This is a genomic window from Phocaeicola dorei, from assembly GCF_013009555.1.
Classification (GTDB): Bacteria; Bacteroidota; Bacteroidia; order Bacteroidales; family Bacteroidaceae; genus Phocaeicola; species Phocaeicola dorei.
Genome location: NZ_CP046176.1, coordinates 4684223 through 4705177 on the forward strand (window position 1 = coordinate 4684223; position 20955 = coordinate 4705177).

General features: G+C 45.8%; 14 protein-coding genes and 2 pseudogenes. 10 read left to right on the top strand and 6 right to left on the bottom strand.

The features are described from left to right. Positions 1-4: 4 nt before the first annotated feature. Entirely contained in the window at positions 5-862 is an 858-nt protein-coding gene (locus tag GKD17_RS19145) for an ion transporter (protein ID WP_007832920.1), read from the bottom strand. Positions 863-977: 115 nt separating this feature from the next. On the opposite strand from GKD17_RS19145, the gene lacZ reads away from it, so the two are divergent. From lacZ to GKD17_RS19165, 4 genes are all read left to right on the top strand, one after another. Further along, the gene (gene lacZ, locus GKD17_RS19150; protein WP_007832918.1) at positions 978-4073 is read left to right on the top strand and encodes a beta-galactosidase, LacZ type; all 3096 of its coding nucleotides are present in this window, start codon (positions 978-980) and stop codon (positions 4071-4073) included. A 400-nt stretch (positions 4074-4473) separates the two neighbouring features. Then, positions 4474-7041 (top strand): outer membrane beta-barrel family protein, encoded by a 2568-nt coding sequence (locus tag GKD17_RS19155; protein ID WP_007832917.1) that lies wholly within the window; start codon positions 4474-4476, stop codon positions 7039-7041. 54 nt (positions 7042-7095) lie between these two features. Further along, positions 7096-7623 carry an RNA polymerase sigma-70 factor gene (locus GKD17_RS19160; RefSeq protein WP_007832916.1) on the top strand — a complete coding sequence of 176 codons (528 nt, stop codon included), beginning with the start codon at positions 7096-7098 and terminating at the stop codon, positions 7621-7623. Further along, positions 7620-8630 (top strand): FecR family protein, encoded by a 1011-nt coding sequence (locus GKD17_RS19165; protein WP_007832915.1) that lies wholly within the window; start codon positions 7620-7622, stop codon positions 8628-8630. The genes GKD17_RS19160 and GKD17_RS19165 overlap by 4 nt, the downstream gene beginning before the upstream one ends. Positions 8631-8751: 121 nt before the next feature. On the opposite strand, the gene GKD17_RS19170 is transcribed toward GKD17_RS19165, so the two are convergent. Further along, complete coding sequence (locus GKD17_RS19170) at positions 8752-9993, bottom strand: Gfo/Idh/MocA family protein (RefSeq protein WP_007832913.1); 1242 nt, start codon at positions 9991-9993, stop codon at positions 8752-8754. Between the two features lie 136 nt (positions 9994-10129). Here GKD17_RS19170 and GKD17_RS19175 point away from each other — a divergent pair. Next, positions 10130-10396, top strand: a pseudogene (locus GKD17_RS19175) (phage integrase SAM-like domain-containing protein); the annotation flags it as partial. 90 nt (positions 10397-10486) lie between these two features. On the opposite strand, the gene GKD17_RS19180 reads toward GKD17_RS19175, so the two are convergent. Next, on the bottom strand, positions 10487-11416 hold the full coding sequence (locus tag GKD17_RS19180; protein ID WP_007832909.1) for a helix-turn-helix domain-containing protein: 930 nt from the start codon (positions 11414-11416) through the stop codon (positions 10487-10489). Between the two features lie 23 nt (positions 11417-11439). Between GKD17_RS19180 and GKD17_RS19185 the strand changes: the two genes are divergently transcribed. From GKD17_RS19185 to GKD17_RS19200, 4 genes are read left to right on the top strand one after another with little or no spacing between them, the layout of a single operon-like run. Further along, positions 11440-12288 carry an aldo/keto reductase gene (locus tag GKD17_RS19185; protein ID WP_007832907.1) on the top strand — a complete coding sequence of 283 codons (849 nt, stop codon included), beginning with the start codon at positions 11440-11442 and terminating at the stop codon, positions 12286-12288. A gap of 43 nt (positions 12289-12331) precedes the next feature. Beyond that, entirely contained in the window at positions 12332-13195 is an 864-nt protein-coding gene (locus GKD17_RS19190; RefSeq protein ID WP_007832905.1) for an aldo/keto reductase, read from the top strand. A 6-nt stretch (positions 13196-13201) separates the two neighbouring features. Beyond that, complete coding sequence (locus tag GKD17_RS19195; protein WP_007832903.1) at positions 13202-13951, top strand: SDR family NAD(P)-dependent oxidoreductase; 750 nt, start codon at positions 13202-13204, stop codon at positions 13949-13951. Between the two features lie 26 nt (positions 13952-13977). Beyond that, entirely contained in the window at positions 13978-14535 is a 558-nt protein-coding gene (locus GKD17_RS19200; RefSeq protein ID WP_008654555.1) for an NAD(P)H-dependent oxidoreductase, read from the top strand. A gap of 680 nt (positions 14536-15215) precedes the next feature. Here the strand turns inward: GKD17_RS19200 and GKD17_RS19205 are convergent. The 3 genes from GKD17_RS19205 to GKD17_RS19215 all read right to left on the bottom strand — a co-directional run bounded on the left by GKD17_RS19205 (position 15216) and on the right by GKD17_RS19215 (position 19687). Beyond that, a complete protein-coding gene (locus tag GKD17_RS19205) occupies positions 15216-16217 on the bottom strand; it encodes a glycoside hydrolase family 130 protein (protein ID WP_007832896.1) in 1002 nt (333 codons plus the stop codon). 32 nt (positions 16218-16249) lie between these two features. Next, the gene (locus tag GKD17_RS19210) at positions 16250-17548 is read right to left on the bottom strand and encodes an MFS transporter (protein WP_007841087.1); all 1299 of its coding nucleotides are present in this window, start codon (positions 17546-17548) and stop codon (positions 16250-16252) included. Between the two features lie 123 nt (positions 17549-17671). Beyond that, positions 17672-19687 (bottom strand): glycoside hydrolase family 97 protein, encoded by a 2016-nt coding sequence (locus GKD17_RS19215; protein WP_007832894.1) that lies wholly within the window; start codon positions 19685-19687, stop codon positions 17672-17674. A gap of 160 nt (positions 19688-19847) precedes the next feature. Here GKD17_RS19215 and GKD17_RS19220 point away from each other — a divergent pair. Next, a pseudogene (locus tag GKD17_RS19220) lies at positions 19848-20949 on the top strand (PDDEXK nuclease domain-containing protein). The last annotated feature ends 6 nt before the right edge of the window (positions 20950-20955 follow it).

Genomic DNA, 20955 nt, shown 5'->3' on the forward strand with positions numbered 1-20955 from the left:
ATAATCAATTTACCAGTTTTCCTCCACAGTATTTACAATAAGCAGCCCCGTCCTCATGTCCGTCCTTACCACAGTGCGGACATTTCAGGGCCACCCTGCGCCTGTGTTCCTGAATCATAGATGCAGACACAATTCCTGTGGGAACTGCAATGATGGTATAGCCCAGTAACATTACAATGGCCGAAAGGAAGCGCCCTAACGGAGTTTCCGGAGTAATATCCCCATAACCTACTGTTGTCATCGTCACTATCGCCCAATAAATACTATTCGGAATATTATTGAAAGAAGTACCCGGCCGCTGTCCCTCAATCATATACATCAATGTACCGATCGAAGTCACCAATATCAGTACAAACAAGAAAAAAACAATAATCTTCCGACTGCTGAACACCAAAGAGCGCAACAAGAAATTACCTTCATTCAGATAATTGAAAAGTTTAAAGATACGGAACACACGAATCAACCGGAAAGTGCGGATCACCAGCAGATAACGTGCCGTGCCGAAAAGCCAGCCTATATATAAAGGTAAGGTAGCCAACAAATCCACTATACCGAAAAAACTAAGAGCATACTTGCGCGGTTTAGGAGAACAATAAAGCCTCAACACATACTCCAACGTAAAGAAGAAAGTAAAAACATACTCCGACACTCGCAGATAAGGCCCGATAACAGCATCCCAACTCTTGATACTCTCGGCAACAACCACCAGAATACTCAAGACAATAAACCCTATCAACGCCACATCGAATAACTTTCCCATCGGTGTGTCACTCTCAAAAATAATCACATATATTTTATGCTTTAATTTCTCATCATGCAGTAAATTCTGCCACCTGTTCCAAATATGCTTCAAGAATGCCATAATTTTTTATAATAGAACGCAAATCATTCATAATTATAACAAATATTGCCCGATTTATGTCCTATTGGTCACTATTATTTTCACTATATTTGCACAAAACCAATAAAATAATAGCATGAAGAAACAACTTATGACAGGTCTGTTCACAGTCCTCGCCCTTACAGCAGGTGCGCAGACCTTCCAAGAATGGCGCAATCCGGAAATAAATGCGGTAAACCGTGCGCCGATGCACACGAACTACTTTGCTTTTGAAAATGCAGATGCAGCTAAGAAAGCGAACAAAAAACAATCAACCAACTACATGACTTTGAACGGAACCTGGAAGTTCAACTGGGTGAAGGATGCGGATTCCCGCCCCACTGATTTCTGGAAAACCGGTTTCAACGACAAAGGCTGGGATGACCTGCAAGTGCCCGCCGTATGGGAACTGAACGGATACGGTGATCCTATTTATGTGAACGTAGGCTATGCCTGGCGCAACCAGTTCCAGAACAACCCTCCCGAAGTGCCGACAGAAAACAACCACGTTGGTTCTTACCGACGTGAAATTGTAGTTCCTGCCTCATGGAATGGAAAAGATATTATCGCTCATTTCGGTTCGGTTACCTCTAACATGTATTTGTGGGTAAACGGACGTTATGTAGGCTACAGCGAGGACAGCAAACTGGAAGCCGAATTTGACCTGACTCCGTATTTAAAACCGGGTCAGAAGAATCTGATCGCTTTCCAAGTATTCCGCTGGTGCGACGGTAGTTACCTGGAAGACCAGGATTTCTTCCGCTACAGTGGTGTGGGACGTGACTGCTATCTATATGCCCGCAACAAAAAACGCATTCAAGATATCCGTGTAACTCCCGATTTGGACGCAGCTTATCAAAACGGTAGCCTGGCTATCAATCTGGATTTGAAAGGCAGTGGCAAAGTCGATTTGGAACTGGTGGATGCACAGGGCAAGCAAGTGGCAACCGCTACCGCCAACAAATCCGGTCTGGTAACGATGAACGTAGAAAACCCCAAAAAGTGGAGTGCCGAAACACCTTATTTATATACGTTGCGTGCCAGTATGCAGGGCAGCAATGAAGTAATTCCCGTCAAAGTAGGTTTCCGCAAGATTGAATTGAAAGGTGACCAGATCTTAGTTAACGGTAAAGCAGTCCTGTTCAAGGGGGCCGACCGCCACGAAATGGATCCGGACGGAGGATATGTAGTATCTCCCGAACGTATGCTACAGGATATCCAGATAATGAAGCAATTCAACCTGAACGCTGTACGTACCTGCCACTACCCGGATGACAACTTATGGTACGACTTATGTGACCAATACGGTATCTATGTCGTAGCCGAAGCCAATATAGAATCTCACGGCATGGGCTACGGCGAAAAGACTCTGGCCAAGAACCCCTCTTATAAGAAAGCCCATCTGGAACGTAACCAGCGCAATGTACAGCGCGGATTCAACCACCCAAGCATCATCTTCTGGTCATTGGGTAATGAAGCCGGCGACGGCCCCAACTTCGAACAATGCTATCAATGGATTAAAGCAGAAGACCCCAGCCGTGCCTGCCAATATGAACAAGCACGCCAGAAAGACCATACCGACATCTTCTGTCCGATGTATTATGGCTACGAAGGAATGGAAAAATACGGTCAACGTACCGATGCTACCAAACCATTGATTCAGTGTGAATATGCCCATGCAATGGGTAACTCGCAAGGTGGTTTCAAAGAATACTGGGATTTGATTCGCAAATATCCGAACCTGCAAGGTGGATTTATCTGGGACTTCGTTGACCAGTCCTGCCGTTGGAAAGGAAAAGACGGTGTGATGATTTACGCTTACGGTGGAGACTTCAACCGCTTTGACGCTTCTGACAACAACTTCTGTGACAATGGTTTGATCAGCCCCGACCGCGTTCCTAATCCGCACATGTATGAAGTAGGCTATTTCTATCAGAACATTTGGACTACTCCCGCCGATTTAAGCAAAGGGGAAGTAAATGTGTTCAATGAGAACTTCTTCCGTGACCTATCCGCCTACTATATGGAATGGCAAGTACTGAAAGATGGAAAAATAATCCGCACCGGACGCGTGGATGATTTAAAAATCGCTCCTCAGGAAACAGCCAAAATTACGTTGAATATCGGCAAGACCTGTACCTGCAAGGAATGGTTGCTGAACGTTTCCTACAAACTGAAAAACCGCGAAGGTTTGCTGCCTGCAGGTTTCACCGTCGCCAAGAATCAGTTGACACTGAATGATTACAAAGCACCGTCTATGGATTTGAAGAACGTGGAAACAACCAATGTAGCCACCGTTGTTCCGCAAATCATCGACAACCAATATCATTATCTGATCGTAAAAGGCAATAACTTCGTAGCCGAGTTCAACAAACAGAACGGTTACTTAAGCAAATATGCAGTGGACGGAACGGAAATGCTGAAAGAAGGCGCAGCCCTGACCCCTAACTTCTGGCGTGCCCCGACAGACAATGATATGGGAGCCGGCCTGCAAAACAAATATGCAGCATGGAAGAACCCGGGATTGAAACTGGTTTCCTTGAATTCCAAAACAGAAAATGACCAGATAGTAGTGAATGCGGAATATGACATGAAGAATGTTTCCGCCAAATTATATCTGACTTATGTCATCAACAACGAAGGAGCCATCAAAGTGACCCAAAAGATGACAGCCGACAAGAATGCCACAGTATCTCCGATGTTCCGCTTCGGTATGCAAATGCAGATGCCTAAGTGTTTTGAAACCGTAGAATATTATGGTCGTGGTCCGGTAGAAAACTACAGTGACCGCAACCACAGCACAGACTTGGGTATTTATCGCCAAAGTGTGGATGAACAATTCTATTCCTATATCCGTCCGCAGGAAACAGGAACCAAGACCGATATCCGTTGGTGGAAGCAACTGAATGCCGGTGGTAACGGACTGAAGGTGGTAGGTGATGCTCCATTCTCCGCATCTGCCTTGCATTATACCATCTGTTCACTGGATGATGGCGAACAAAAAGACCAGCGTCACTCGCCCGAAGTACAGAAAGCAGACCTGACCAACCTGATTATCGACAAGGCTCAGATGGGATTAGGTTGTGTAAACAGCTGGGGAGCTCTGCCGTTGCCTCAATATATGTTGCCTTACGGTGATTATGAATTTACTTTCATCCTGACTCCGGTAAAACATCAGATTGAAATAGAATAAGACAAGAATTTAAACGATAGAAACAGGGTGGCTGGATTTGGTTCTCAGCCACCCTATTCTATTCTCTCTGTTCTTCATAGCTACCGCCATCTACAATTTCCTATGCAACAAGTGTAACACAAGTAGCTGGCCTAATCATCTCCTTTCAAGATACATTTTCCACCTTTTTTCCCTTCAAATCCTTCATACACAACCAATACACTGAATATCAAACTATTACAATGAATCATTCTTATTCCAATCCTTCATAAATTCTTCATAAAGTTATATCCGTTCCCTTTGCATGAACCAACCACGGGAATCCATTCCGACAACCCATCGAATCTTTTTCCTTATTTTACCGTACCCGATTACAAACCTCGGTTGTATTACTCATAAAGAACAATTAAACACTAGTAAAATGAGACCAGACGGCTATTTGAAAACAGCGTGGATCATGACCATATTATTCAGCATCATCCTTCCGCTTCATTCACAAACACCCCGGCAATTCTCTATAGAATTAAAGGACAAACCACTTCCCGCTGCCCTTAAACTAATCGAAAAGGAAGGTGGAAAGAATATTATCTTCTCCTATAACGAAACTGAAAGTTACCGGGTTACAGCCTCCATCCGGCAAAAAACTGAACTTGAAGCCATCGGCACTGTCCTGAACGGCACTCCTTTCATTTGCAAAGAACGGGAAGAATACTTCGTCATACAGAAAAAGGGAAAGAATGTACCCACCACCGAAATACGAGGACAAGTAACCAATGAAAAGAATGAACCGCTGCCCTACTCCAATGTACTCTTATTGACCCCCGGCGATTCCACCTTTGTAAACGGATGTGTCACCCGTGAAGACGGAAGTTTCCTGATGATAGCGGAAGAAGGGAGACCTTACTTGATACGGGTTTCTTACATAGGCTATAAGACAGAAGTGCAACCTTACCACCCTACTCCTACGTTTCACCTGCTTCCCGACACCCAACTGATGCAGGAAGTCACCATCAGCGCCCGACGCCCCATGATAGAAGTGGGTCCCAACGGACTAAAAGCCAACGTGGCAGGAACTTCCCTGGCCCGAATGGGGTCTGCCGCAGAAATGTTGCCCCATCTTCCTTTCGTCACCGGCCGTAACGGCGAATACAATGTAATGGGATGTGGTTCTCCTGTAATCTATATAAATAATAAGAAGGTACGCGACATTACAGAACTGGAGCGTATCCGAGCCAACGAAATCTTATCCGCGGAAGTCATCACCACTCCCGGAGCCGAATATGCCTCGGACGTAGCAGCCGTCATCCGCCTCCACACCATCCGCCGGCGCGGACAAGGGTTGAGCGGCCATTTCAATACGACTTATTCACAAGGACATTCTGCCAACGCCAACGAATATATGGCATTAAATTATCGCACCGGCGGTCTGGATCTCTTTGTAAAAGGCTATCTGGCACAACAAAACTCGTATGGAAAAACCACAAATATGAACCGCATCAAGGGTTCCGCCATTTGGCAAACCAACAAAAATGATGTGCAAACCCATAAGAGCCAACGTTTTTCCGGTGAGCTGGGATTCAATTATGAACCGGATGAACACCATTCTTTCGGTCTGCGCTATATGCCCGAAACCGGAATAGGGAATGCAGACAGAAATTCATCCGGTAGAACCGTCACCAGACGTAACGATGAAGAAACCGACCGGATAAACTTTACTACAGCAGAACAAACACATACAGGTTGGGATCACGCGGCAAACGCCTACTACGCAGGAGAACTGGGCAAATGGAATATTGACTTCAACGCCGATTATCTATTCAAACGCTCGCATTCCGACCAGAACGCCATTAATAATGACGATGCAACCGTGCAAGCAGACAGTCGTATGCGCAGCTCCCTCTATGCCGCCAAGCTGGTAGTCAGTGCCCCTTTATGGAACGGACGTTTTTCATTCGGTACGGAAGAAACTTTTACCAACCGCCATGATATCTTTACCCAAAACGGTTTCTCTGCCGATGCCGACGACCACATCAAACAATCCGTATATGCCGCATTTGCTGACTATTCAAAATCCATCCGCCATTGGAAACTGAATATGGGAATACGTTATGAACATCAACAAACAGATTATTATGAAAAAGGAATAAAGATAGATGCACAAAGCCCTACCTATAATGATATTATTCCTGTATTGGCCGCCAGTTGGTCACACAATGGCAAAAGTTTCAGCCTCTCTTACCGGTTAAGGAAAAATAATCCCGACTATAGTTTATTGACCAATTCCATCCGCTATCGCAGCAAATATGAGTATTCTCAAGGAAACCCTTTGCTGAAAACACAAAAGACGCACCGTTTTTCGGCCAGTACCTCTTGGAATTGGCTCTATTTCTCAGCCTATTTCAGCCGTATTCTCAATATGTATACCAATATAATTATGCCATACAAGGAAGATACACATCCGGGCGTCCTCTTATTTGCCACACAGACCATTCCTACAACCCATAATTACGGCATTAGTCTCAACGCCTCTCCCAAGCTAGGGTATTGGGAACCGCAACTCAATGTGAATATGGCTTTTTTGGATATGAATGCGAATAAAATAGGAATCACCGAACGCCGGAACCAACCCCGTTTCTATATCAGTCTGGACAACAACTTCAACCTTCCCAAAGGCTGGTTCTTCAATATAGAAGGATATCTCTCCACCGCTTCCCGGCAAGGATTTTTTGTAACGCGCACGGAAGGACAAATCAGTGCACGCTTATCCAAATCATTTTTAAATGAAACATTAAACATAGCACTTACCGCCAATGACATTCTTCATACCGGTTACTATCATTTCAATTTATACGGCATAAACGCTTATATGGAAAATCGGATTTACCGCGACTTCCAACGCTTCGGCCTCCAAGTATCCTATAAATTCAATGCAACCAAGAGCAAATATAAAGGAACCGGAGCCGGACAAAGCGAAAAGAATCGTCTGTAACCCCAGCGGAGAAAAGGAAATTTCCGTACCTTTGTTCACGGAAGACAAGGAAACATGCAGATTTTATTCAGGAGAAGAAACCATAAAGAAGAGCACTTCGAACGACTGTTCGCAGAGATGTACCCACGCCTCGTCCGCTTTGCCGCTACCTTGATGGACAATACGGAAGAAGCCAAGGACATAGTAAGCGAAACCATGGAACAAGCCTGGAAGGAGTTCGACCAACTGAAGGAAAACACCCGTAGCGCCTGGCTCTATGCCACCGTACGTAATGGGTGCCTCAACCGTTTGAAGCATTTGAACGTGGAACAGCAACACACCGACCGCCTCACCGAAGCCACCCGTGCAGAAATGAATCAAGGTTATCGTGCACACGAGGCACTGTTGCAGCAAGCGGAAAACATAGCCCGCAGTTTGCCCGAACCAACTTGTACTATCTTACGAAGCTGCTATTGGGAGAAAAAAACATATCAACAGGTAGCCGAAGAACTGGGAATCAGCCCCGACACCGTGAAAAAACATATATCAAAAGCATTGCGGACTCTGCGCGAAGCGATGCTGGGAAAGGAGGAGAAACAATGAAAAAGGAGTTTTCAACAAATGACCACATCCATCCGGACAGCGGAAAGGATACCCATAACCAAAGCTCCCAAGAAAACGGGACTTGGAATGACCATCAATTGGAACAGCTCTTCGGTGAAGCATTGGGGGATACTCCCACCGCGGACGAAACCCGGAAAGCCTGGCAGACATTCATCCGTCGTCACCGTATCAGACACCAATCTATCCGCCGGATAATGATACTAGGTATAGCCGCCGCTGTCATCGCCTTGGCACTTGTATTCCAGCCTTTACTGCAACCTGAGCAGCAGGAAGTGGAAGTCTTCACTTCACTGGAAGTTCCTGAGGAAATTACTTTTCGGGAAGAAGGGAAAAGGATAATTGTAAGCACCCCGCCCGCTACCATTACCTCCGTTCAATTAAGCGACGGAAGCAAGGTATTGCTCAGCGCAAACAGCCGTCTGGAGTATCAGAAAGAGTTTACAGATACCATTCGCAGTGTCAAACTAAGCGGAGAGGCCCGTTTTGAAGTAGCCAAAGACGCTTCCCACCCCTTTATAGTCTGCACCGAGCAACTACAAACACGAGTATTGGGAACGGTGTTCGATGTGAAAGCCTATCCCCGTTACTCGCCGGATGTCATCCTCTATCAAGGACGAGTGAATGTAAGTCATACCAAGCGCCGTCAAAGCCGGGAAATGCACCCGGGGGAACAAATATCCTTGGATAAACAAGGAAAACTCCAATTGAAAAGAGTCGATACGGAGAAGAGAAAAGGATGGGCGGAGAATAAATTTTCTTTTGACAATACCGACTTGAGGCAAGTCATGCAAGAAATAGGTTCATGGTATAACATCAGCATCGTATTCCGTTCACGTCCGTTGCTGGACGAACGCATCTATTTCCATATCAACCGCCAACTCCCGATGAATACCGTACTGGATGCGCTGAATGATTTGAAAATCGCACAGTTCACCATGAAAGAAGGAAAAATAATAGTGGAAACACCACAAGACAAGAAACGATAACATCAATGGGAGTTCAATAAACAAGCCTATATTTTCATCTGGAGATTAAAATATCAGCGTTCTTTTCATCTTCAGGTGAGAACCATTCGGTTTATCCCCCTGTGCTAAAGAACCTACAGCATTATCTCTTTTTCCAGTCCCCTCGTGTGAAATCGGGAATCTCCACCGGAACACTGCCCTGCCGCACGGAACGCTCGCTCAGTTCCGTAATGCAGGACCATTCGGCGGCATCATACACATCCTGATCCAACGGCAAACCGTTCCTCAAACAATGAATAAGCCGATAGTCCATGATATAATTCATTTCATTCGGCATATTCTTCCGCCGGGCCTCTTCTCCGATAACAGCTGTAAAAGGATGTTTATACTGCTCCATCATTCGCTCAAACTGCTCGCCGGACAAAGGCTCTTTTCCGTATTTATCCAGCATAAGACAGGGAACGGGATATTTCTGCATGAATCCCTTCGTGCCGCACACCGTCTGATGGCGGCTGTACGGGCGAGGAGTGGTCACATCATATTGCAACAAGATAGTTCTTCCTTTTGCGGTATGAATCAGCGTGGTATTCACATCCCCCATCTCATAATTCTGTGCCGCTTCTTCGGAGGATGCGCCAAACACCTGTCCGGCATAAGCAGACAGACCGGCCTGACGCGAGGACATGGAAACCAGATACTCCATACGGTCTCCCCGATGAATATTCATCCATTGGCAGACAGGCCCCAAACCGTGAGTAGGATAAGGATTCCCCGTATGCTGCTGACTGTAAAGCTTTATCCAGTGATTGTGATACCCACCCGCTTTTTCATCTGCAAAATAATGCTTGCGCAAGTCATGGATGTATGCCCCCTCGGCATGAGTGATCTCTCCCAACACCCCCTGCTGCACCATGTTCAATGTAGTCAGGGCAAATGCATCGTAACAACAGTTCTCCAGCATCATGCAGTGACGGCGGGTTTCTTCGGCTGTATCCACCAAACGCCAGCAATCGGCCACACTCATGGCGGCAGGAACCTCCAAAGCGACATGGCGTCCCTGCTGCAAAGCATAAACCGCAATCTCGGTATGAGTCAGCCAGTCTGTACAAATATAAACAAGATCTATCTCTTTACATTCGCACATCCTGCGCCACATCCCCTCTTCTGAATAGTTCTCAGCCTTGGGGCGGCCGGACTCCTGCAAAATCCGCTCTGCACGCTCTATGTTTTCCTTCCGCAAATCACAAAGCGCTTTCACCTCAATGCCTTCCAGGTGCATATATCTCTCGAGTGCAAGAATGCCCCTGTTTCCTAATCCGACAAAACCGATCCGAACTACGGGGATGGCAGGGCAGGTTAAATTAAGTACGTTGGGTCGTTTCATGGACTGCTTTATTTTTCTGACAAAGATAAAGAGAAAATTCGAGAATGGGAGCGGATTGGAGCAAGAAGGTTGTAAACAAGGGATTTAGAGAGAATCGAACTGCGATATCGAAGCCAAACCGAAGCCATCGAAAAGCCAACTGAAACCGGGCGACAACTATGTTACCGCCGAGAAAGTTCGCAATGCCTATTTAGGTTTGGGCATGAACCACGAGACGCAGGTCGGTAAACTCAAAAGCCTGCGCAGCTATTGGAAATACTGCGTCGTTTACAAACACCTCGCGGAGTTCGTCGAAAAGCGATACAAGGCCAGTGATATTGCGCTGAAAAAGCTCACTCCGACATTCATCACCGACTTCGAGTTGTTCCTCAAAGTGGAAAAGGACCACTGCAATAACACGATCTAGTCGTATACAGAGGAATAAAAATTTAAGTAAAAAACAGCCGTATAAAACGGTTGTTCTTATTTGTATCTTGAACAAATATCTTGTTGTTTAGCGGACAGATATATCTTTCCTATACTCTGACGGTGTTGTCTTCATCCTCTTTTGCACATACCGACTGAAATAAGAAACAGACGAGAAATTCATTCGCTCGGCAATCGTAGTTAAAGACAACTCTTTTTGTCGCAGCAAGCGGGTAATCTCTTGAAGAGTAAAACGATCAATCCAATAAGTGGCAGGTTTGCCGCTTACCTTTTTACATATCTCCGACAGATAATGAGGTGTTATGCAAAGCCGGGATGCATAAAAATCGAGATCTCGATTTCGGATATATTCGCCGTTATATAACAGTTCTATGAAATTTCGCAGTAAGACCGTAATACGCTCCGATACCTGCATGGTATTCTGACTGCGTGCATGAATATCATAAAGGTCGAGGATGTGCGCCGTAAGCAGGCTTCCCATCAATTCTTCCCAAAACAGATGCTCTTTATCTTTCAGACGTTGCCGGATACAGCGCATTGCCTGCTCGCATACTTGAAAATCATGAGAGGAAAGTTTCATGACCGGATTCTGCAAGAGTGATAGATACCCAATAATGCCGTAATTGCTGCGAATAGCAATCGAGGAAACGAACGCATCCGAAAGGTTCATCAGGATACCTTGAAAGTCTTCGGAGTCCGAAAATTCCGATACGAGTGTGGCGTTGGGCAGAATTACATAATCCCCGGCCGCGATGTTATAACGGGTATCCTGAAACGTGAAACCCATATTTCCTCCGCTGCAAAGAATATGGATTACTCTTCCTGCATATCGTAAAGCATTAAATTCCTGCAATGTATCAGCAAAAATAATCCCGTCGAAGTCTGTATGTGTCATTTCTCTTTCATTTCCTGCAAAAATAACGAAAAACCACGAATAGTGAAAATTCTTCCCCGAATAATGAAACAATAAAATGATAGGTACCCTGTAACTTTGCATCAGAATTAAAAACCATAAAGGATATGAAAAATGTAAGATTAAGCAATGGAGTAATGATGCCTGCTATCGGGTTCGGTGTCTTTCAGATTCCTGAAAACGAAACGGAACGAGCCGTAAATGATGCTATCGAGATCGGTTATCGGAAATTCGATACGGCCGCTGCTTATTTCAACGAGGAACAGTTGGGAAATGCCATCCGGCAAAGCGGCATTAAACGAGAGGAGTTTTTCATAACCACCAAATTGTGGGTGCAGGACTACGAATACGACGATGCTCTGCGCGCTTTCGACCTCTCGATGAAAAAACTCGGGTTGGACTACCTCGACCTCTACTTGATGCACAAACCCTACGGGAATTACTATGCCGCATGGCGGGCGATGGAGCGGCTCTATAAAGAGGGACGCATCCGGGCTATCGGGGTTACGAGTTTCTCTAATGAACGCCTACAAGACCTTTTCTTGCATAACGAAATAAAACCCGTCGTAAACCAGCTTGAAACGCATCCGTTTTTCCAGCAGCAGGCTGCCAATGCTTTCTTACAGCAGGAAGGCATCCAGCACGAAGCATGGGCGCCTTTTGCCGAAGGGCAGAATGACATATTCAATCATCCTACATTGAAAGCGATAGCAGAGCAACACGATAAGGGGGTCGGAGCCGTGATTCTTCGCTGGCTGAACCAGCGCAACATCGTAGTTATCCCGAAATCCGTACATAAGGAACGGATGATCGAGAACTTCAATATTCTCGATTTTACGCTGTCCAAAGAGGAAATGGATGCCATCGCCCTGCTGGAGACAGGGAAAAGTCCTATCTACGATGACATGGATTTACTTACGGTAAAAGGTATCGGGTTGCACAAAATCCATGAATGATTTCAAAAAACAAATAGAATATTAACCCTTAAAACAGAATCATATGCAGACTGTAAAATTGAACAACAGCATCGAAATGCCGGTATTAGGATATGGTGTATTTCAAGTATCGCCCGAAGAGTGCGAGCGTTGCGTACTCGATGCCATCGACGCGGGTTATCGGTTGATAGACACGGCGCAGGCGTATTATAACGAAGAGGGCGTGGGTAATGCCGTCGCCAGATGCGGCGTGTCCCGTGATGAACTTTTTCTCACGACCAAAGTGTGGATTACCAATGCCGGAGAGGAAAAGGCAACCCGCAGCATCGACGAATCGCTCCGTAAGTTGCGCACCGATTACATCGACCTGCTGCTTATCCATCAGCCGTTTAGCGACTATCCGGGAACATGGCGGGCGATGGAGAAAGCGGTAAAGGCCGGAAAAGTCCGTGCCATTGGGCTATCGAATTTCTATCCCGACCGCTTCGTGGATATGGCCGAATGTGCCGAAATAAAACCTGCCGTAAACCAACTAAAAACCAATGTATTCAGTCAGCAGTGGGATGCTGAAGCTGAAATGAAGCCCTATGATACACGTATCATGGCTTGGGCCCCACTGGCACAAGGCGATCCCGACCTTCTGACCAATCCCATACTGACGGCTTTGGCCGAACGATACAATAAAACGGTACAGCAAGTCGCCCTGCGTTACTTGGTGCAACGCGGCATCATCGCCATCCCGAAAAGCACGCATATCGAGCGAATGAAACAAAATCTGGATGTATTCGATTTCACACTTACACCGGAAGATATGGAAAGTATCCGTCCGCTCGACAAACCTGCCGACTTCCGCTGGTCGCACCGTAATCCCGAACTCGTAAAATTCCTTCTGAATTACGACAAGCAATTTAACCCTAATAACAAATAATAACCCATGTATAAGTCATTGAACAACAAAGTCGCTCTTGTAACCGGAGCCGGGACGGGCATCGGAAGAGCTATTGCCCAACGTCTGGCCGATGAAGGTGCTAACGTATTGATTGTAGGCCGCACGGAAACGACACTTGTCGAAACGGCTGCTTACAGTGATAAAATCTCCTATCTTGCCATCGACCTCGAATCGGAAGACGGGATACGCACTATCATCCGTACTGTCGGAGAACGGTACGGTCGTCTCGACATTCTTGTCAATAATGCCGGATGGGCACCCGTCACCCCGTTTGCAACGATGAAAATCGACGAATACGACAAGGTATTCGCCATCAACGTGCGTGCCGTTGTCATGCTGACACAGGCCTGCCTGCCGATGATAAAGGCAGCAAAAGGCAATATCCTGAATGTCACGACAACTATGACAACCAATCCTATCGCGACGATGGCGAACTATGCCGCCTCGAAAGCTGCCGTCTATACCATGACACGTGCATGGGCGAAAGAGTTGGCAAAAGACGGCGTGCGTGTCAATTCACTCGGCGTGGGGCCCATCGAAACCCCTATTTACGGCAAGACCGAGCTTTCGGACGAGGCCGCGAAAGCCCACAAGGATATGGTAACGAAGAGCGTGCCTCTCGGTAGAATGGGACAGCCCGAAGAGGTTGCCGCCGTCGTCGCTTTCCTGACGAGCGACGAAGCCAGCTTCGTAACCGGAGCCGACTATAAAGTGGACGGTGGTGTAGGTGCATAAAACAAATAACAATAAAAAGAATGAATATGAAAAATGTATTGATTATCAGCGGCCATACAAACCTTGCCGCATCTGTAGCCAATAAAACGATTCTCGAAACCCTGAACGAACGGCTGCCGGAAGCCGAAATCGTAAAGCTGGATGAACTCTATCCCGATTTCAAAATCGACGTGGAAGCCGAACAGCAGAAATTGCTCCGGGCAGACATCATCGTATTGCAGTTCCCCCTTTTCTGGTACTCCGCACCCTCCATATTGGAACGCTGGATGGAAGAGACTTTCCGTCACGGATTCTCGCACGGAAGTACCGGAGACAAACTCAAAGGCAAGAAACTCGTTCTCTCTTTCACAACGGGAGCACCCGAAGCATTGTATAGCCACAAGGGGGCGATGGGCTACACCATAGACGAATTTTTAGCTTGCTACAAAGCAACCTGCCGACTGACGCACATGGAGTATAGCGGCAGTGTTTATACCTGCGGCGTAAGTTACGGCAACCGTACCACACCGGAACTTATCGAGCAACAAAGAAATATATCAGTAGCGCACACCGAACGTCTTATCGAATTACTCGAAACGCTCTAATGCTTGAAGACAGACTACATAATTTCGATGATATAGTATTCAGTTGCTTCCTACCCGATGACTGGCTGAATGAATTTCGTATGCCGCAACACGTACTCGTGTATGTTTATGCTGGTTTTCTACTTTGATGGCCTGATGCTGTTCGCTTTATAAAAAATAATTCTCCACCGAGTTCCACTTAAACAAACTCGAAGAAACGGATTTATTTACTTATAAAACGAACATTTATGATACATCATACCATGCGGATCGTTTGGTGGAATCCGCCACCCAAACCGTCACAGAAGAACTGTTCCGCGACTTCGGCAATACACTCCGCATCCTCTGCGACGAAGACGTTCAACAGTAAACATAAGCCTTTTTATCCATACAACTAAGGTCTTTATTCCTATTATCTTCTATAGTCTTCCGGTGCAGACCGTACAGTCCACTGTAGCAGACCGTACAGTCCATTACGGCAGACTCTACAGTCCATTACAATGGACTGTAGAAGGTTTCAATATAAAAGCCCTTAAGCATCCGGAAGAAAACACTTAGCCAAAGAGAAGATGGCACTTAAGAACCGCTTTATAACCAGACAGGTCCCTTTTCCGGGAAAAAACAAAGAGGATGTGTCCGGGCCGAAGTGACAGCCACAGGACACATCCTCTGTTTTCTAATGAGAACAGTACAAACTGTGCTTAAATAATAGAAGTACGCTTGGTAAATTCTATAATTTCAGGAATATAACCGAATGCCAGACCGGTCACCGTATCGGCACAACCATAATAAACGGCTACCCGTCCCGTTGCCGGATCATGCAAAGCCGCACAAGGGAAGCATACATTGGGCACATCACCCATACATTCGTAAGGTTCACGCGGAGAGAGGAGATAAGGTCCCGAACGGAACTTCACCTTCCAAGGCTCGTCCAAATCAAGCAATGCCGATCCAAAGGCATAGACATAACCATTGCAGGAACGAAGCACACCGTGGTAGAACAACAACCAGCCTTCACTGGTTTCGATAGGAATAGGACCGGCACCTATTTTCAAGCACTGCCATGCACTCTGTTCAAAAGGCGCAGGCGACATGACATGCCGATGGCGTCCCCAAAACTCCAAGTCGGGCGACTCGCTATAATAAATATCTCCGAAAGGAGTATGCCCGTTGTCACTGGGACGGCTCAACATGGCAAAATTACCATTAATCTTGCGAGGGAACAGCACGCCATTACGGTTGAAAGGCAGGAAAGCATTCTCCACCTGGTGGAACGTCTTGAAATCCGTAGTCCATGCCACGCCGATGGTGGGCTGGCCCTTATATCCGTTACACCAAGTCACATAGTAACGGTCATCGATAAAGCAGACACGCGGGTCATAACCATACACCCATTCACCTATCTCGGGGATATCACACTGGAACTGCAACTTCTCCGGATTGATGTCCCAATGAACGGCATCCTTGCTGAATCCCACATGAAGCGCCATCCGGCGGTTTGTATCATCACAACGGAACACTCCGGCATACCCTTCGCCGAAAGGTACTACCGCACTATTGAATATACTATTGGATGTAGGCAGCAAATCACGGGGAATGATAGGATTCGCACTACATCTCCACATTACATTTTTACAACCTTCGGGACGCTCCTCCCACGGCATACCGGGCAACGGATTGCCCGCAATCTTCAATTCACTCATATTCTCTTTTTTGTTAGGTTAATGGTTTTTCTCTATTTCTTGTCTTCGTGTGTGAAGGGTACAAACCAGGTCATCAGAAAGGCCGGAATGGTAGCCACCAGCACAAAGATGAAAAACAGTTTATAGCCCAGCCAGTCGCTGACATATCCGGACATCATACCGGGCAACATGACACCCAGATTCATGATACCCGATGCAAAAGCATAATGCGCCATCTGATGAGGACCGGCAGCCACTTGCTGCATCATGAACAAGGTAAGCCCCACAAAGCCGAAACCATATCCGAAATACTCCAGCACAATGGCCCCTCCGATAAGGGGCGCACTCTGCGGTTGGAAAATGGCAAGCAGCGTGTAAGCCATAAAAGGCAGATTGAACACACAACACAAGGAGAACAAAGTCTTTTTCAATCCACGTGCGGAAATATAATATCCACCCAGCAATGAACCGAGTACGAAAGCTGCCGCTCCGAAGGTTCCATAATAAATACCAATCTCCTGTTCTGTCAATCCCAAGCCACCCACATCACGACCGGCTTTCAGGAACAAAGGTACAATTTTCATCACAAACCCTTCGGCAAAACGATATAAAATAATAAAGCAAATGTAGTAAACAATATGCTTTTTCGTAAAGAAGTTCCGGATGACATTCCATAACTCGGTCATACTCTGCGAAAAAGAGGTGACCGAATGGGCGTGCTTGCCCGAAGGTAACATACGGGTATGATAAATTCCCAAGGCGAACATCACTACTCCGAGGATAATCATAATGACCGTCCAGGAATAAAGTACCGCATCTTCTGCAGGCCCTTCGTATTCATCTTTCAGAAAACCGGCCAGATAGACCAGCAAGCCTGTACCGATAATCTTCGCCACATTATAAAAAGCTCCCTGCCAACCTATATATTTAGCTTGTTCCTGCGCATTCAACTCGTCCATATATACTCCGTCACAGGCCACATCGTGCGTTGCTCCGCTAAAAGCGACAATAGCGAACAAGGCAATAGTGACCGCAAAGAAAGACGGAAGATGAAGCGACAAAGCGATCAACCCGAAAGTAACTCCCGACACCATCTGAGTGAGGACAACAAAGAATTTCTTGGTACGGTACATCTCCAGCAACGGACTCCAAAGGGGTTTCAGTGTCCAAGGAAGCATGATAAGGGAAGTCCAGAAGGCTATTTTCGCATCACTGACTCCCAGACCTTTGTACATCAGTACGGCTACCATATTGAGGACAACAAAAGGGAGCCCCATACCAAAATAAGCGGTGGGAACCCAGAAAATAGGACTACGGCGTCTGGACGGAGTTGGGGTTTCGGTTGTTTTCATTTATATCTAAGTTTTAAGGTTGTTGAATTCGGCTATAACCGAAGATAACTTCATCTCCTTCTGAGAGGGGATGAAGTTACCTTTCGGAATCTATTAATGCAATAGGACGAAGCATTTGGTAAATCAGTCAGTTACAGGAATAAAGCTTACCGCTTGTCCACCACCTTTTGCCATGACTACAGACAAGGTATCGGCTGCTGTCACCTCTCTGTCCTTAATCTGATAAGAAGTAGGATTTGTTTTCCAGTCGGCATCTTCTCCATCAGCATAAATCACCGCATGGTATTTTTTATCTTTCTCAAGGAAATCCAGAGGAATGGTCAGCGTACGTGCTTCCTCATTGGTCGTGGCTCCTAAGAAATAATTGTCTTTCGCTTTCCGTACTACGGCTACAAACTCTCCCGGTTCGCCCTGCAAGGCTTCAGACCAGTCACAGTCCGCATCAAAATCCCGGAAGAACTGGAAAGCAGGATGCCCTTCATAATTCTCAATCATATCCGATGCCATTTGCAATGGAGAATAAATGATTACCCAATTGGCAATCTGCTTTGCCAAGGTGGTATTCACACGGCTGTTTCCTTTATCCAAGTCATTCCATTTCTTGCGACGGGGAGAATTGCGTGTCTTTTCATAAAGAATATCAAAAGTACCCGGCGTATAATCCATCGGACCGCCCAGCAAGCGGGTAAACGGCAATAACTCGTGATGCTCGGGAGGATTACCTTCACTCCATCCGTTCCACTCCATACCGCGGGCGCCTTCCCGTGTCATCATATTGGGGTAAGTACGACGAATTCCTGTATCTTTGATAGGTTCGTGGGCATTAACGGTTGTATGATAACCGGCGGCAGTCTGCACCACCTTGCGGTAATGGCGTACATTGAACTGTCCATGATGGCTGTGACCGCCCGGCAGTCCTCCGGCATAACCGGTCTTCACGCTGTGCACTCCCAAGTCGGCATACCATTTGTAAGCATTGTCCAACTGGCGTTCGTAATTAAAGATATTGCCACCTGTTTCGTGGTGACCGATTATTTCAATCCCTTTCTCCTTGGCATAACGTGCCACCTCTGCCATATCAAAATCGGCGTAGGGTTTGGTATAGTCAAAAGTCTGCATACCGCCCCAACTTTCCCAGCCTTCATTCCATCCCTCGAACATTACCGCTTCTATGTTATTGGCAGCAGCAAAGTCTATATAACGTTTGGCATTAGCGGTGGTGGCGCCGTGGCGTTCATCCATCGTCCACGTTTCGACTCCCAGATGCATTCCCCACCAGATACCTACGTATTTCATAGGACGTATCCAGCTCAAATCCCCCTCCAGCACACAAGGCTCATTCAGATTCAGTATCAGGCCGGAGTTTATCAGACCTACCGCTTTGGGAGCTATCTGAATACTGCGCCACGGAGTCACGAAAGTCCCTCCGGCAAAACGGGCTTTCACCCCATCGGGCCAGGAAGCCAGTTCCGATTTGAAGTGACAACCTTCGGTATGCTTCAAAGTCATTTCGGGGAAATCGGTCAAAGCTGCTTCGTGGATACTGGCATATACCCCGTTATCTGTTTTGAAAGTCATCGGGGTATTGGCATTATCCACCTTGCTGACGGGCAGGGTGCGATACAGCAATTCGTAGGTTTCAAAACTGGCGGGAATAGACCATGACTTGCCGTCTTGTGCCAAATTAAATGAAGTGAGCTCATCCATTACGAACACACTGTCCACTTGGGGTACTTGATATTCATAGCGGAAGCCCAGGCCGTCATCGAACACGCGGAAACGGAGGGTCAGCTGTGTATTTGCCTGGTCTTTCAAACGCACGGCCATTTCGTTATAATGGTTCCGGATTGATTTATTTTCTCCCCAAGGTTGGGTCCAAGTTTCATCCTTTGTGGTGTACTCGGTACTTTCTATCAGAAAACCTTTGGAAAGATTTACCCCGTCACGGCCTTCAAAGCCCATAACGGAGGGGGTGATGAATGGATTCCCTCCTACAGAAACTCCGTAGGTCATCTCTCCCGCTTCATTGAGATTGAATACTAATTTTATATTGCCATCCGGCGATGTCAATTCTGTGGGGCGAGAACACCCACAAAACACGACTAACAAAAATAATACATAGTAACTGTATGCCTTCATAATATTAAATTGGATTAATGATACAAATATAAAACAATTAAATAAGGTATTACACTTATCGAAGGAGGAAAATTATTTTAAATGGGAGAGGGAATGATAAGCTTATTTGTACTGACAGCATTAATTTTGTACTTTTGTCACATATAACAACAAAGTGCAAATGAATATAAATCAGAATTATAGAGAAGCAGTAAAGGCCATAAAAGAAGCTATCTTACGAAGCCAGTACCGTGCAGCCGCATCAGTAAATAAGGAACAATTATCTCTTTATTACGGCATCGGGCGTTACGTGTCGGAAAATTCCCGTACAGGCTTTTGGGGGAAAGGTGCCATTGAACAAATATCTTCTCTGTTACAAAAAGAATTGCCGGGGCTGAGGGGATTTTCAGCAACAAGCATAAGAAATATGCGTATTTTTTATGAAGAGTGGGATAAAGTTTTAAATCATCCGCCATTGGCTGATGATTTGGTGTTGAATGAAAAATTGCTTCTTGTAGCAATTCATCAGCCAGTGGCGGATGAATTTAATTGGTCAGACTTCTTTTCAATCGGCTTTAGTCACCATACCGAAATAATATCCAAAGCCAAGACTTTAGAAGCAAGACTATTTTATATACATGAGTGCGCCATTCGCTATTGGAGTAAATACACGTTAAGGGATTACTTAAAAGCAGATCTATACAGCCATCGGGGAACTTTACCCAACAATTTTGCACAAACATTGCCTGATACTAAGCAAGCGCTAAAAGTTGTTTGTTCATTCAAAGATGAATACTTGCTTGATTTCATCAATGTGGAGGAACTGAAAGCAGGAAGAGGACTTAGACGAAAAAATAGTAGAAAAGGCAATTGTTGCCAATGTGAAGAAATTTATTATGACCTTCGGACAAGATTTCAGCTTTATAGGCAATCAATATCGCATGGAAGTTGCAGGAGAAGAAATGTTTATTGATTTGCTCTTTTTCAATCGGGAGCTTAACTCCTTAGTCGCAGTTGAGCTTAAATCCGGAAAATTCCGCACTTCTTATTTGGGGCAGTTGAATACTTATCTATCCGCTTTAGATACATATATCAGAAAACCGCACGAAAACCCTTCTATCGGAATAATTCTTTGCAAAGAAATGAACCAAACCTTTGTAGAGTTTGCCGTTCGTGATTATAACAAGCCGATGGGAGTTGCCACTTACCGTGCATCTAAAGATATGCCGGAACGACTTCGTAACGCTCTGCCAAACATTGAAGATTTGAAAAAGTTATTGTAATACAAA